11 protein-coding genes and 1 pseudogene are annotated in these 14653 nt (G+C 71.8%); all 12 read right to left on the bottom strand.

Translation table 11 applies throughout. The annotated features are described in order from the left end of the window. Positions 1-326 (bottom strand): annotated as a pseudogene (locus tag ACIREE_RS08570) (NAD-dependent malic enzyme); the annotation flags it as partial. Positions 327-715: 389 nt separating this feature from the next. Continuing rightward, entirely contained in the window at positions 716-3103 is a 2388-nt protein-coding gene (locus ACIREE_RS08565) for a HelD family protein (RefSeq protein WP_404148158.1), read from the bottom strand. A 91-nt stretch (positions 3104-3194) separates the two neighbouring features. Then, positions 3195-4007 carry a zf-HC2 domain-containing protein gene (locus tag ACIREE_RS08560; RefSeq protein WP_404148156.1) on the bottom strand — a complete coding sequence of 271 codons (813 nt, stop codon included), beginning with the start codon at positions 4005-4007 and terminating at the stop codon, positions 3195-3197. Further along, positions 4004-4579 (bottom strand): sigma-70 family RNA polymerase sigma factor, encoded by a 576-nt coding sequence (locus ACIREE_RS08555; RefSeq protein ID WP_365573088.1) that lies wholly within the window; start codon positions 4577-4579, stop codon positions 4004-4006. The genes ACIREE_RS08560 and ACIREE_RS08555 overlap by 4 nt, the downstream gene beginning before the upstream one ends. 128 nt (positions 4580-4707) lie before the next feature. Then, a complete protein-coding gene (locus tag ACIREE_RS08550; RefSeq protein ID WP_404148154.1) occupies positions 4708-5313 on the bottom strand; it encodes a CGNR zinc finger domain-containing protein in 606 nt (201 codons plus the stop codon). 64 nt (positions 5314-5377) lie between these two features. Beyond that, positions 5378-5920: a GNAT family N-acetyltransferase gene (locus ACIREE_RS08545; RefSeq protein WP_404148152.1), complete on the bottom strand. Its 543-nt coding sequence runs from the start codon at positions 5918-5920 to the stop codon at positions 5378-5380. A gap of 63 nt (positions 5921-5983) precedes the next feature. Next, a complete protein-coding gene (locus tag ACIREE_RS08540; RefSeq protein ID WP_404148150.1) occupies positions 5984-7150 on the bottom strand; it encodes a uroporphyrinogen-III synthase in 1167 nt (388 codons plus the stop codon). Between the two features lie 139 nt (positions 7151-7289). Continuing rightward, on the bottom strand, positions 7290-8651 hold the full coding sequence (locus ACIREE_RS08535) for a nitrate/nitrite transporter (RefSeq protein ID WP_404148148.1): 1362 nt from the start codon (positions 8649-8651) through the stop codon (positions 7290-7292). Positions 8652-8784: 133 nt separating this feature from the next. Then, positions 8785-9681 carry a hypothetical protein gene (locus tag ACIREE_RS08530; protein WP_404148145.1) on the bottom strand — a complete coding sequence of 299 codons (897 nt, stop codon included), beginning with the start codon at positions 9679-9681 and terminating at the stop codon, positions 8785-8787. Between the two features lie 161 nt (positions 9682-9842). Then, positions 9843-11135, bottom strand: a complete 1293-nt coding sequence (locus ACIREE_RS08525; RefSeq protein WP_404148225.1) for an acyltransferase — start codon at positions 11133-11135, stop codon at positions 9843-9845. A 404-nt stretch (positions 11136-11539) separates the two neighbouring features. Then, positions 11540-13726, bottom strand: a complete 2187-nt coding sequence (locus ACIREE_RS08520; RefSeq protein ID WP_404148143.1) for a glycosyltransferase — start codon at positions 13724-13726, stop codon at positions 11540-11542. Further along, positions 13727-14536, bottom strand: coding sequence for a hypothetical protein (locus ACIREE_RS08515; RefSeq protein WP_404148140.1), 810 nt, complete (start codon positions 14534-14536; stop codon positions 13727-13729). Positions 14537-14653 lie beyond the last annotated feature (117 nt).

Genomic DNA, 14653 nt, shown 5'->3' with positions numbered 1-14653 from the left:
TCGTCACGGTTGCGGATGGGGTGCTTGGACTGCATCTCGATCTTGCCGCCGAGGTGCATGAGGAACGTACGGTCGGAGACCTTCCCGAGCGTCACGCCCTCGATGCGCCGCAGCTCCGTGACGATCTCGTCCGCGTGGGACGTCGAGCTGGCCGCGATCGTGACGTCGATCCGGAGCTTCTCGTGGCCGGAGGCGGTGACGTCGAGGCCGGTCACCGAGCCGCCGGAGGACTCCACGGCGGTGGTGAGCTGCGAGACAGCCGTACCGCTCGCGGGCACCTCCAAGCGGACCGTCATCGAGTAGGAGACGCTGGGCGCCGTTGCCATGGCCGACTTCCTCTGCTTTCACCGTGTACTTGTTGCTGTCCGATGGTCGCACCTACTGCCGAGTACGTGGTACTCGCATCGGATTGTGAACCTTTCGTTCACCGCTCTTTCGGATGCGCCCCCAGGGACGCATCTTTCGGAAAGTAGTTTCCACCATACGAGAAGTTGCGGGAAACGAGAAGAGGCCCACGTCACGGGGTGACGTGGGCCTCTCTCTCAACGTTCATGACACCGGCCCGCCATGCTCGCCTCGCGGCAAGTGGTCCCTCTGAGGGACGAAGGTTGGGCCCGGGGGCTTGGATCGAACCGGTGCCGTCATCAACGGTACTGCATTCTCTGGGAACACCCCAGACCCCGGCGGCGCCCGCGGACACCTACGGACACAAGGGTCAGTCGCGCAGCAGGTCCGGCACCCCGTTCGCGTCGGGTTCGTCGCGCTCGCCGGAGACCACCGTGAGCTGCTGAGTGGCGCGGGTCAGCGCCACGTACAGGACCCGAAGGCCGGCCGGCGACTCGTCGGCGATCTCGGCCGGCGAGACCACCACCGTGGCGTCGTACTCCAGGCCCTTGGCCTCCAGCGAGCCGAGCGCGACCACCCGCTCGCCGAGCCCGGCGAGCCAACGGGCCGCCTCCGCGCGGCGGTTCATCGCCACGACGACGCCGACCGTGCCGTCGACCCGGTCGAGCAGCCGGGCCGCCTCCTCCTTGACGGTGTCGCCGAGCCTGCCCCGTACGGCGCTGAAGCGCGGCTCGACGCCCGTGGAGCGCACCGCGGACGGGGAGTCGGATCCGGGCATCGCGAGCGCCAGGACCTTGGCGGCCAGCTCCGCGATCTCGGACGGATTGCGGTAGTTGACGGTGAGGGTGAAGCGGCGGCGCGGGCGCGAGCCCAGCGCGTCGTCACGGGCGGCCGCCGCCTCGTCCGGATCGGACCAGGACGACTGGGCCGGGTCACCGACCACCGTCCACGTGGCGTGCCGGCCGCGGCGGGCGACCATGCGCCACTGCATCGGCGTGAGGTCCTGCGCCTCGTCGACGATGACGTGCGCGTACTCGGTGCGCTCCTGGGCGAGGCGCTCGGCGCGCTCGCGCTGGGTCTCCTCGCGCTGCGGCATCAGCTCCTCGAGGCCGGTGAGCTGGTCGAGCGGGTCGTACTCGCGCCTCTTCCTCGGGCGGGCCGGGGCGCCGAGGACGGCGGTCAGCTCGTCGAGGAGCGCGACGTCGTGCACCGAGAGTGCCTCGCGCCGCAGGGACCGGGCGACCTTGCGGACCTCGCCCGGGTTCAGGATGCGGCGCGCCCAGCGGCCCAGGCGCCGCTCCTCGGACATCGCGGACAGGACGGCGCGGGGCGTCAGCTCCGGCCACCAGGCGTCCAGGAAGCGCAGGAAGTCGTCCTCGCTCGTGATGTCCTCGTCGAAGGAGGAGCGCAGCTCGGCCGCGAGCTCCGGGTCGCTGTGCCGGCCCCCCGCGCCTGACCGCTCCCACAGGGCGTCGAGAAGGAGCTTGCGGGCACGCGGACGCAGATGGTTGACCGGCGCCGTGCCACCGAGGGCGGCCTGCCGGATCCGGTTGAGCTGGTCGGCCTCCAGCTCCAGGCGGCGGCCGAAGGCGACGACCCGCAGACGCGTGGGCGTACCGGTGGCAGCCGGGGCCTCGTCACCGTCCTCGTCACCGAAGGCGAGCTGCCCCGCGGCGGGCGCGGCGGGGCGGCCCGACTCCAGGGCTCCGCGCGCCGCCCTGCGCAGCACCTGCAGCATCCGCGACGAGCCCTTGACGCGGGCCACGGCCGGGCTGTCGTACTCGGTGGCCTCGGCCCCGTCGACCAGGGAGCCGACCGCGCGGATCGCGACCTGGCCCTCCTCGCCGAGCGAGGGCAGCACGCCCTCGGTGTACGCCACCAGAAGGGGCGTGGGCGAGACGATCAGGATGCCGCCCGCGTACCGGCGGCGGTCCTGGTAGAGGAGGTAGGCGGCGCGGTGCAGCGCCACCGCCGTCTTGCCCGTACCCGGGCCGCCCTCGACGTAGGTCACGGACGCGGCGGGCGCCCGGATCACCTGGTCCTGCTCGGCCTGGATGGAGGCCACGATGTCGCGCATCGTGTGGCTGCGGGCCTGGCCGAGCGCGGCCATCAGGGCGCCGTCGCCGACGGCCGGGAGCCGCTCGCCGCCCAGGTACGCGGTCAGCTCGGGGCGCATCAGGTCGTCCTCGACCCCGAGCACCTTGCGGCCCTTGGAGCGGATGACGCGGCGGCGCACGACGCGGCCCGGGTCGACCGGCGTGGAGCGGTAGAACGGCGCCGCGGCCGGCGCGCGCCAGTCGATGACCAGCGGCGAGTAGTCCGCGTCCAGGACGCCGATGCGGCCGATGTGCAGGGTCTCCGAGATGTCGGCCGTGTGGTCCGCGCGCACCGCGCCCTCGGCCGGTTCGACGGCCGTGTACGCGCCGTCCGGGCCCTTCTCGCCGTCCCTGCCCTGGAGCAGGTCGATACGGCCGAAGAGGAAGTCCTCGAACTCGTTGTTGAGACGGCTGAGGTGAACACCCGCGCGGAAGACCTGCGCGTCGCGCTCGGCGAGCGCGCCGGGCGTGCCGACCTGTCCGCGCTTGGCGGCGTCGTCCATCAGGAACTCCGCCTCGTGGATCTTCTCTTCCAGGCGGTGGTAGACGGCGTCGAGATGCTGCTGTTCGACGTCGATCTCGCGGGCACGAACGGAGTCCGTATCCGAGTCCACCGCTGGATCCTGGTCCACCGCTGGATCCTGCTGAGCCTGAGCGGCCACCGGGCCCCCTTCTGACGTGCTGGGCAGCCGTCAAAGGTACGCGAAAGGGGGCCCCGGAAGCTACGTCCGTGACGGTCGGCTCACCAGGCGGTCACGCGTTCACCTCCACGAGCCGCTTCCCGTCGAGCGTCTCGACCTCGAAACGGGCGATCTGATTCCGCTCGAAGGCCGCGCCTCCGTGCACGTACAGCGGGTATTTCGCGCTCTCGTGCGGGCTGGAATCGATCCCGTACCCCCACTTCGGGACGGCCCAGGTGGTGACCGTCTCGCGCTCGCCGTTCTTGCCGACCGCGACGAGGGAGCACGTGAGCGGGCCCTTGACGTTCTTCAGCCGCAGGACGGTGTGGGTCCCCCAGGCCTTCTTCTCCATGCCGATGGTCGCGCTGACCTTCGTCGTCGCGTCGGTGCCCGACACCTTCTCGTCCATGTGGTGGAAGAAGGCGTCCTCGGCGGGGCTCGTGGGGTGCGGCTCCGCGACGCTCCCCGTGGTGCCGCCGCCGTCGGTGACGGCCATGACCGTCAGCGGGCCGCCGATGATCAGTGCCGCGGCGGCCGCCACCAGGTACAGGCCCCGGCGCCGCTTCTTCACGCGGCTGCGGGCGACCTCACCGATCAGGGACCGGGCGAGACGGGAGCTGGGCGCGGCCGCCAGGGACTCCCCGATGTGCCGCACGGCGGGCGCGTCGCGCCGGGGCGGCAGATCGGCGAGAGCCGCGAGCATCGGCTCCATGCCGGCGAACTCCTCCAGCTGCGCCGCGCACCGCTCGCACGTCGCCAAGTGGGCCTCGAACGCGGTCGATTCGGCGTCGTCGAGGATGCCGAGCGCGTAGGCGCCGACCGCCTCGTGCCCGTCGTCCGCCGGCTCGTGACCGGACGGTCCGTACGATCCGTACGCCGACGTCATGCCGTCACCCCCCGCTCCTCAAGCGCCAGCTTCATGGAGCGCAGCGCGTAGAACACGCGGGAGCGCACCGTGCCGCTGGGGATGCCGAGCGTCTCGGCCGCCTCATTGACGGTACGCCCCTTGAAGTACGTCTCCACGAGCACTTCGCGGTGGGCGGGGGTCAGGTCCTCCAGGGCATCGGAGAGGGTCATCAGCCACAGCGCCTTGTCGATCTCGTCCTCCGCGGGGATCACCTCCAGCGGCGACGCGTCGACCTCCTGCGGCCGGGCCTGCCGGCTTCGGTGGCCGTCGATGACGATCCGTCGGGCGACCGTCACCAGCCAGGGGCGTACCGAGCCGGTCGCACGGTTGAGCTGGCCGGCGTTCTTCCAGGCACGGATGAGCGTCTCCTGCACGACATCCTCCGCGCGCTGCCGGTCCCCCGCCACCAGGCGGAGCACGTAGGCGAGAAGCGGCCGCGCGTGCTCGGCGTAGAGCGCGCGCATGAGCTCCTCGTCCGGCTCCGGGGGCCGGGACGCGCGATGTCGGGCCCGCGGAGGGCGTTCATCGGCCACGGCGGAATCCTTGCGCACGCCTACCTCCGGTGTCCCCGGTTCGACGATCCGGCCGTCTCGTTTCGGCTGGGCTCACGGGTGGGATACGTAGGCGAACGCACGGATGTTCAACGGGAGTTCGGGATGTCGCGAGGCAACGCGCGGGGTCACGCCCGCGCCAGCGCCGCCCTGCGACGATGCCGGGCCACCCGCTCCCGGTTGCCGCACACCTCACTGGAGCACCAGCGGCGTCTGCGCCCACGGGACGTGTCGAGGTAGATGATCGGGCAGTTGTCGCCCTCGCACTGGCGCAGGCAGCCCCGTGCGGCGGGGTCGGTGAGCAGGTCGACGACGTCGCGGGCGACGGCCGCCAGCAGGGCCGGGCAGTCCGGCTCGTCGTGCAGGGCTTTGACGAGGCCGCCGTCGGCGGCGCGGACGGCGCGCGGGGCGGGCGGGGCGGCGCGGGCGAGCAGGTTGACGCGTTCCAGCGCGGCGGGCGCGGGATGTCCGGCGAGCTCCCCGCGCACCAACTGGCCTACACGGCCGCGCAGTTCGCAAAAGGCGGCGAGCCAGGCCGACGTGCATACGGGCAGCGCGGCGGGATCGGGGACGAGTCCGGCGCCGACGAGCCAGGCGCGCAGCCGGTCGGTGGAGGTCAGGCGTTCGTCGGGGTGTGCGGTGGCGACCAGGTCCAGGCAGAGGCGTCCGGAGTCGAACCGCAACTCATGCGGAGGGAGAGGGGGGTGGGAGGGCTCTGTGGGTACTGCTGCCATGTCCTCTACAGTGCCCGCCTCGACGCCCTGCCGGAACCCCGCCGGAACTCCCGGTAACGCCGGACTACTTGGGGATGTGCGCGGGCGGCCCGTCGTGCAGCAGCCGCTGGAAGAGGACGTGGTCGCGCCATTGTCCGTCGATGTGCAGGTAGGCGGGGGCCATCCCGTACTCGACGAAACCGCACTTGGTGAGCACCCGTTGCGAGGCCTTGTTGTCCGTGAGGGTGCCCGCGTCGAGGCGGTGCAGGCCGAATTCGTCGCGGGCGGCGCGGCAGAGCTCCTCGACGGTGGCGGAGATCAGGCCGCGGCCGCCGTACTCGCTGTCGATCCAGTAGCCGAGGCTCGCGCTGCACAGGGGGCCGAGCACGATGCCCTGGAGCGCGGCGCGGCCGACGACGCGTCCCCCGGCCGCGTTGTCGAACAGCAGCCACATCGCGTTGCCCGGCTCGGCGATCCGGGCGGCCTGCGCCTGCGCCGTGTAGTAGTCCTCGCCGCGGTACGGCTCCCAGGGGCGCAGGTACTCCCGGTTGCGCACCATGGCGTCGGCGAGAGCCTGGGCGTCGGCGGGGTCGGCTCGGCGGAGTTCGATCTCGGGGGTGATCAGCATGCTCGTACGATAGGACTTCGCCCCGCGGCGGCGGATCCGCTGTCGGACCTCACCGGGCGGGGATCACGTGTCCGCGTACTTGGCGTCGGCCGACGTCGGGTCGAGCGCCAGCCGGTACCCCCGCTTCACCACCGTCTGGATCAGCTTCGGCGCGCCGAGCGCCGACCTGAGCCGCGCCATCGCCGTCTCCACCGCGTGCTCGTCGCTGCCCGCGCCGGGCAGCGCGCGCAGCAGCTCCGCGCGGGCCACCACCCAGCCGGGCCGCCGTGCAAGGGACCGCAGCAGCGACATGCCGGCCGGCGGCACCGGGCGCAGTTCCCCGTCGACCACGACCGCGTGGCCGCGGATCTCCATCTGGTGGCCGGCCACCGGCAACGTCCGGGCGCGCGAGGGGAGTTCGCGGCAGAGCAGCTGGACCAGCGGGCCGAGCCGGAAGCGCTCCGGCTGCACCGTGTCCACGCCGTGCGCCTGCAGCGGCAGCGCCGTCACCGGGCCCACCACGGCCGGGACCACGTCGTGCTGCAGCGCCGCGACGAGGTCGGGCAGCAGCCCGCGCTCCTCGGCCCGGTTCAGCAGCGACGCCGCCGCCGGCGCCGAGGTGAACGTCAGCGCGTCCACGCCCCGCGCCACCGTCGCGTCGAGCAGCCGGTCCACGGGCCCGATGTCCTCCGGCGGCATCCACCGGTACACCGGCACGCCCACCACCTCGGCACCGGCCTCCCGCAGCGCCTCGACGAAACCGGGCAGCGGTTCGCCGTGCAGCTGGACCGCGACCCGCCGGTCCTGGACGCCCTCGGCGAGGAGCCGCTCCAGCACCTCCGCCATCGACTCCGACGACGGCGACCACTCCTCCGTCAGACCCGCGGCGCGGACCGCGCCCTTCACCTTCGGGCCGCGCGCGAGGAGCTCCACCCCGCGCAGCCGGGCGATCAGCTCCTCCCCCAGGCCCCAGCCGTCGGCCGCCTCGACCCAGCCGCGGAAGCCGATGGCGGTCGTCGCCACCACCACGTCCGGGCCGTGGTCGATCAACTCCTTGGTGGCGGAGAGGAGTTCGCTGTCGTCGGCGAGCGGCACGATCCGCAGCGCGGGCGCGTGCAGCACCGTGGCGCCGCGGCGCTGGAGCAGCGCGCCCAGTTCGTCGGCCCGGCGCGCGGCGGTCACCCCCACGGTGAAGCCCGCGAGCGGGCCGTGCGGCTGCTCGGCCCTTGAGGCGTGCTGTTCGTCGTCCATGCTGCTTCTCGTCCCGCTCGACGGTCGTCCCGTGCACTGCTGTGCTGTCGCGTCCGCTGTCCTGCCGTGGTCCGAGCCTGTCAACCCACCGTGACGGGCCCGGATCAGCGTGATTGCGTGCGTGTTACGCCCCCGATCCTTACACCTCGGCGTAGCTGAGCTGCGGCTCGGCCCCGGCAGTGGGGGCGGGGGCGGACCGCGCGGCCGAGCGGCGAAGGTATACGGCCCAGGTCACCGCGAAGCACACCGCGTAGAAGACGAGGAAGGAGACGAAGGCCCCGGTGCCGGTGCCCGCTGTCTGGAAGGACTGGCGGAACGCGAGGTTGATGCCGAGCCCGCCGAGCGCCCCGACCGCGCCGATCAGCCCCATGGAGGCGCCGGAGAGGCGTCGCCCGTACGCGGCCGCCTCCTCGCCCGTGAGGCCCATGCCCAGCGCCTTGGCCTGGAAGATGCCGGGGATCATTTTGTACGTGGACCCGTTGCCGAGGCCGCTCAGCACGAACACGACGATGAACGCGACCGTGAACAGGGCCAGGGACTTCTCGACCGACGCGAGGGTGACCACGGCCGTCGCCGCGGCCATCGCCACGAAGTTCCACAGCGTGATGCGGGCCCCGCCGAACCGGTCCGCGAGCCGGCCGCCGACCGGCCTGATGAGCGAGCCGAGCAGCGGCCCGATGAAGGTGACGCCGGCCGCCTGCAGCGGCGTACGGCCGAACTGGGTCTGCAGGACGAGCCCGAACGCGAACGAGTAGCCGATGAACGAGCCGAACGTGCCGATGTAGAGGAACGCCATGATCCAGGTGTGGGCGTCCTTGACCGCCTCCCGCGCGGCGCCGGTGTCGTTCTTCACCGTCGTCAGGTTGTCCATGAAGAGGGCCGCGCAGAGCGTCGAGACGAGGATCAGCGGGATGTAGATGCCGAGGAGCACGCGCGGGCCGCCGCTCAGGCCGATGACGGCGAGCGTGACGAGCTGGATGACGGGGACGCCGATGTTGCCGCCGCCCGCGTTCAGGCCGAGCGCCCAGCCCTTCTTGCGCATCGGGAAGAAGGAGTTGATGTTCGTCATGGAGGAGGCGAAGTTGCCGCCGCCGATGCCGGTGAGCGCCGCGCACACCATGAACGTGCTGTACGAGGTGCCCGGCTCCATCACGACGAACGCGGCGATCGTCGGCGCCAGCAGCATGCTCGCCGCGACGATCGTCCAGTTCCGGCCGCCGAACAGGGCGACCGCGAACGTGTAGGGCACGCGCGCGAAGGCGCCGACGAGGGTGGCCATCGAGACGAGGAAGAACTTCCCCGCCGGGTCGATGCCGTACTCGGGCCCCATGAACAGGACCATCACCGACCACAGGGTCCAGACGGAGAACCCGACGTGTTCGGAGAGGATGGAGAAGACGAGGTTGCGCCGGGCCACCTTCGCGCCCATCTCCTCCCAGAACGTCGCGTCCTCGGGGTCCCACCGCTCGACCCACGTGTGGGTCCGGCTCCGGCCTGCCATCTGAACGCCTCCAGGGTCGCGGTTCCTGCCTGCCGCGACCGACGGTAGGGAGACCGGATTTCCGGGCTGTGGCGTGCGATGACCGGTGGGGAACGTTGCTCTCACCCGGGGCTGCGGCGCGCGGTGAGGCGGATCAGGTGGAGCCCTCCCCGGACCAGGGCAGCTTCACCGAACCGCCCTTGTCCCATTTCAGCGTGATGACGTCGGAAGCCTGCGTGAGGTTGGCGGCGAACACCTCGTCGCCGGTGTCCTGGCCCAGGCAGGACACGGCGATCCGGAAGCCGGTCCCGTTCTGCGTCTGCCCGATGCCGCTGCAGATGCCCTTACCGCCCGAATCGATGTAGGAGACGCTGTACTTGCCCTTGGCGTTGCCCGACGCGATCTTGGCACCGACGGTGAGGGTCTGTGTCTTCTCGTTCTGCCACTGCCCCTGGTAGCCGGTGTCTCCGGCCGGGCGCTCGCTGGGCCCGTCGTCGTCGGCGTACGGGTCGTCGGTCGGCTCGTCGCTGTACGGGTCGTCGGAGGCGGACGGATCGGAATCCGGGTCGGCTCTCTCGCTGGGCGGCTGGCTCACGCTGCCCGTCGCGACGATGCTGCTCTGCTCGGCGACCGGTTTGTCGTTGCCGTTGTCCCCGCTGGTGGCCAGCAGGATGCCGCCGCCGGCCAGCGCGGCGACGACCACGACCGCGACGGCGATCAGCACGGCCCGCTTCTTGCCGCCGCCCCCGCCGGGGCCCTGCCCCGGCTGAGGCGGGAACGGGCCCTGCGGCGGCGGGAATTGACCGTACGGGGGCTGCTGCGGCTGCTGCCCGTAGCCGGGTTGCGGCGACTGGCCGTGCCCCGGCTGCTGCCCGTAGCCCGGCTGCGGCGCGGTGGGCGCTCCCGCGTACGGGTTGTCGGCGCCGTACGGGCCCGGCGGCTGGGGCGGGGCGCCGTAGGGGCCCGGTGCCCCGTAGGGACCGGCGGGCGGCTGTTGCGGCGGCGGTCCGCCGTACCCGTACCCCTGACCGTCCTGCGGCGGCTGCGTCATGGTCGTCCCCGTCCCCGTGGTCCCCGTGGTTCCTCGTGCGCACCGTGCGGCTCACGCCGCACAGTTCGCACAAGTCAACCCGGAGGGAGCCTCCGGGCACAACCCCCACCGCTACCGGAGCCCCGCGCCTCGGTGGCGCTTCTGTTCAGTGGCACTTCTGTTCAGTGGCGCTTCTGCTTCTTCTTTCTGTTCTTCCTTCCGCCGTCGGGCCACAACCGGGGCGGACGCTTGGCGGCGAGGTCCTCGATCCAGCCCATACTCACGATCGCGAGCGCTATCAGCGGCCACACGAGGACGAACGACCAGAACATGTAGGTCGTGTCGAGGGCGGAACTCAGCCGGTCGTTCATGAACGGAAGCGAATAGAGCAGGTCGATCAGCGGGAACGTCGCCATGATCAGCAGGTTGTGCCAGAGGTAGATCGTGACGGCCCGGTTGTTGGCCAGCGTGATCGGCCTGTCCCAGCGGGCGAGGCGCCCCGGCAGTTGCTGCCAGGAAGGCGAGTACTGGAGCAGGATGACGACGAACCCGAAGGACCAGGTGGCCTGGGCCAGCGGGATCTCGTTCAGGTCCCAGCCCTCGTCGGTCAGGTGCCCGGAGGCCCACCACAGCCCGAAGGCCATGACGAGCGTGGCACCGGAGACCGCCAGATACCTCGGTACCTTGGCGAGGACGCCCTCGTGGTGGGCGAAGCCCAGCACCCAGCAACTGCCGTAGACGGCGAAGTCGGTGACCGTCTCACCGGTCCGGCCGGGGATGGTGACCAGGCCCGTGCCCACGACGGCGGTGAGGGCCAGCGGCGCGAGCAGCGTCGCCCACGGCACCTTGCGGAACGCCCACAGGAGCAGGGGCGAGGCGATGACGAACCAGAGGTAGGCGCGGAGGTACCAGAGGGGGCCGATGCCCTGCTCGGCCCAGGTGCTCTCCAGGAAGCCCGGCGGGTTCGCCATCTCGAAGGGGAAGGCCGGCGCGCTGATCGGGACGACGTAGTCGACGATGCCGAGCCAGCCCCAGAGGCCTCCGCTGTCCGGGTCCTTGCCGGGGTTCCAGCCGCCGATGTACAGCAGGGACAGGGCGAGCGCGCTGAACGCCCACAGGGGCGGCAGCAGTCGCCGGATGCGCCCGCGGATCACGCCGAGCGCGGGGCGGCCGAGCGAGCGCGCCATCAGCGAACCGGCGAGCGCGAACATCACGCCCATGGACGGGAACAGCACGCTCAGCCACGCCCACCCGAAGAGGTGGTAGGCGACGACGCGGACGAGCGCGATGGAACGCAGCAGGTCGAGATACCGGTCCCGGCCCGGCTTCTTGGGCGCGGCCGGAGCCGGGGCGGCCTCTTCCTGGGCCGGTTTCGGTATCTGCCTCGGCGCGTACGGAAAAGGGTGTGTGGGGTACGTCTGCCGGGGCGCCGCGCCGAGCCGTGCGGTCGGCTCGGGGTGCGGGAAGGAGGACATCGGCCGGGACTGCGGCCAGGATGTCGTCGGCTCGGGCTGCGGGAAGGCTGGTGTCGGCCCTGGTTGCGGCCAGGATGACGCCGGTTCGGCCCGCGGCCCGGAGGATGTCGGCTCGGGCTGCGGGAAGGACGACGTCGGCTCGGCCTGCGGGAAGGACGACGTCGGCTCGGCCTGCGGGAAGGACGACGTCGGCTCGGGCTGCGGGAAGGACGACGCGGGCTCGGCCTGCGGGAAGGAGGACGTCGGCTCGGCCTGTGGCCACGACGAGGTGCGGGGTCCGCCCGTCGCCGCCGACGGCCAGCCCGGCCCGGCACCGGCGGTGTCCGCCTCCGTCTCGCGCCGCCACTCCGCTTCCCGGCGGGACGCCCCGGGGACCCCGGAGCCGTCTTCGTAGGAGGGATGCGTCATGCCACCGGCCTCCTGTCGCCGCCGGACACCGAGGCGGACCGCTGACTCGGCAGTCCGTTCAGTGCGGAACCCAGCGCGCCCGTGCGGCGCAGCTTCTGCCAGCGCAGCCGGCCGCCGGTGAGAGCGGTGATCCACGACTGGAGCAGCACGACGTACATCAGCTGCCGGTAGAGGAGTTGCTGGAGCGGAAGCGAGATGAGGTGGGTCATGCGTTCCTTGTCGAGCCGGAAGGCGTACGCCGCGCAGACCGCCTGGACGGCGAGCACGCCGAGCCAGGCCACGATCGTCTTCTGGGTGGGGCCGAACACCACCCCGTACAGCAGGAAGACGTCGATCAGCGGGGCCAGAAGCGGGGCCAGGACCATGAACAGGGAGACCAGGGGCAGACCGACGCGGCCGAAGCGGCCGGAGGGGCCGCGCTCGATCAGGGCGCGGCGGTGCTTCCAGATGGCCTGCATGGTGCCGTACGACCAGCGGTAGCGCTGCGACCACAGCTGCTGCACGGACTCGGGGGCCTCGGTCCACGCGCGCGCCTTCTCCGCGTACACGACGCGCCAGCCGTCGCGGTGCAGCGCCATGGTGACGTCGGTGTCCTCGGCGAGCGTGTCGTCGCTCATGCCGCCGATGCGCTCGAGGGCCGACCGGCGGAAGGCTCCCACGGCCCCCGGGATCGTCGGCATGCAGCGCAGGAGGTCGTACATGCGGCGGTCGAGGTTGAAGCCCATCACGTACTCGATGTGCTGCCAGGCGCCGATCATCGAGTCACGGTTGCCCACCTTCGCGTTGCCCGCGACGGCGCCCACGCGCGGGTCGCCGAACGGCTGGACCAGCTCGCGCACGGTGGCCGGTTCGAAGACGGTGTCGCCGTCCATCATCACGACGAGGTCGAACCGGGCGTTCGCCAGGCCCCTGTTGAGGGCGGCCGGCTTGCCCGCGTTGTGCTGGCGCACGACCCGGACGCCCGGCAGCCGCAGGCTCTCCACGATGAGGGCGGTGCCGTCGGTGGAGCCGTCGTCGATGACGATCACCTCGACGGGGTGCTCGCTCGCCATCAGGGAACGGACGGTGCTCTCGATGCACTTGGCCTCGTTGTACGCCGGTACGAGCACCGACACCGGTTCCGTGACCGGTGGGCCCCAGGCGAAGCCGCGGCGGCGCACCCGGCGGGCGTGCAGCGCGGACAGGAGCAGCATGAGGCCGAAGCGGCCCATGACGAGGACGCCGATGACGGCGAGCCCGACGACCAGGACGCCCGTGATGTTCTCCGAGGCCTGGACCGCGTAGATCCACGCCCGGCCCTTCCACAGCTCCACGCCGGTGACGGGCGTATGCGCACTGGGGATGTCGAGGGCTTCGGAGAGGTTCAGGAACTTGTAGCCCTCGCCCTGCAGTTGGGGCAGGAAGCGGTCGAGCGCGGCCACGGTCTGCGCGCGGTTGCCACCGGAGTCGTGCATCAGGACGACGGCGCCCTTGCCGCCGTGCGGTGTGGCGCGCCGGATGATCTCGCCGACGCCGGGGCGCTTCCAGTCCTCGCTGTCGGTGTTGTTGACGACCGTGATGTAGCCGCGGCTGGCCGTGTACTCGGTCACCGGCCAGGACTTGTCGTCGAAGGCGTCGGAGAACGACGAGTAGGGCGGCCGGAACAGCGAGGTGCGGATGCCGGCCGCGCCCTCGACCGCCAGCTGGCTCTGCGACAGCTCCCAGTCGATGCGGCTCTTCGACTGGTAGGAGAGGTCCGGGTGGTTGAAGGTGTGCAGGCCGACCTCGTGCCCCTCCGCCACCATGCGGCGCACCAGGTCCGGGTAGCGCGAGGCCATGGTGCCGGTGACGAAGAAGACGGCGTGCGCGTGGTGCTTCTTCAGGACGTCGAGGACCTTGGGAGTCCACTCCGGGTCGGGCCCGTCGTCGAAGGTGAGCACGAGCTTCTGGTGCGGGATCCGGGCGGTGTTGATGTGGTGGTCGCGGGCGTCGATGACGGGTCCGCCGTCGAGGACACGGTGCGGCACCTTGTCGGTCGCCGCCTCGGGCTGGATGCGGTGGTCGGCCATGATCTCGCTGTGGACGTAGCCGCGCAGCATGAGCATCGCGATCATCGCCACGAGGAGCAGCGACGGCAGGAGGTAGCGCAGCGGAAGCCGGCGCTTACGGGCACGGGCCCGCCGGGAACGTGAGCGGACGGACATCTACAGGACGCTGCTTTCGGGGGACGCGGCGGACGATGCCGACGGAGTGCCGCCGGAGAGCTGCTCGACGGACGCACTCGACCCGGTGCCGTCGGCGACGGTCTGGGTGCCGGTGCCGCCGGAGGGCTCGGAGACGGGATCGGACGGGCCGGCCGGTGTGGACGGGTCGGCCGGCGGCGTCGTGTGGTTCCCCGGCTTGGTCGGGTCGGCCGGCGACGTCGTGTGGTTCCCCGGCTTGGTCGGGTCGGCGGGCGGCGGCGTCCTGTCGTCGGCGGGCTTGCCGGGCGCGGTGCTGCCGGTACCTGCACCGGCGCCCTTGCCGGGCTTCTTGTCGTCCGTGCCGGCCCCCGCGGACGGCGCTGTGCTGCCGCGCCGGGTGGGGCCTGCGCCGGGCGTGGTGCCCGTGGCGCTCGGGCCCGGGACGATGCCCGTCGACGTGGACGGTGACGAGGAGTCGGCGGGCACCACCGGCTTGGTGTCGACCTTCTCCGCGGGCGCCTTCGGCATGGGCAGCCAGGGTGCGCTCGAGTTTCCGGACAGCAGGGTGATCACGATGGTGACCGCGTACACCGCGCAGGCGATGCCGACCAGCACGCCGACACGTCGGAACGTACGGCTGCGCCGCCCCGAGTCGTCGACGAAGACGGGTATGTCCTTGCCGTCACCCGGTGGCCTCGCGGGCTCTCCCGGTAGCCCTGGTGTCCCTGACCGTCCCGGCTTTCTCTCCGCGTCGAGGAGACTGCCCAACTGGCGGCCTGCGCCGTCGAGTTGCACCGTCACTTCGTTCGGATCGTGAGTCTGTCCGGGCAAGGCGTTTTCTCGCCAATTTTCCACCGTACGCACATCCCCCCAAGGACATGTTCAATGGGTGCGCGCACGACTCGCCGGGCATTTGTCGGCCGGACCGGGCCCCCACCCGATCCGAGC

The sequence above is a fragment of the Streptomyces sp. NPDC102467 genome (assembly GCF_044765445.1).
Lineage (GTDB): Bacteria > Actinomycetota > Actinomycetes > Streptomycetales > Streptomycetaceae > Streptomyces.
This window is presented reverse-complemented; position numbering and strand designations above follow the sequence as displayed.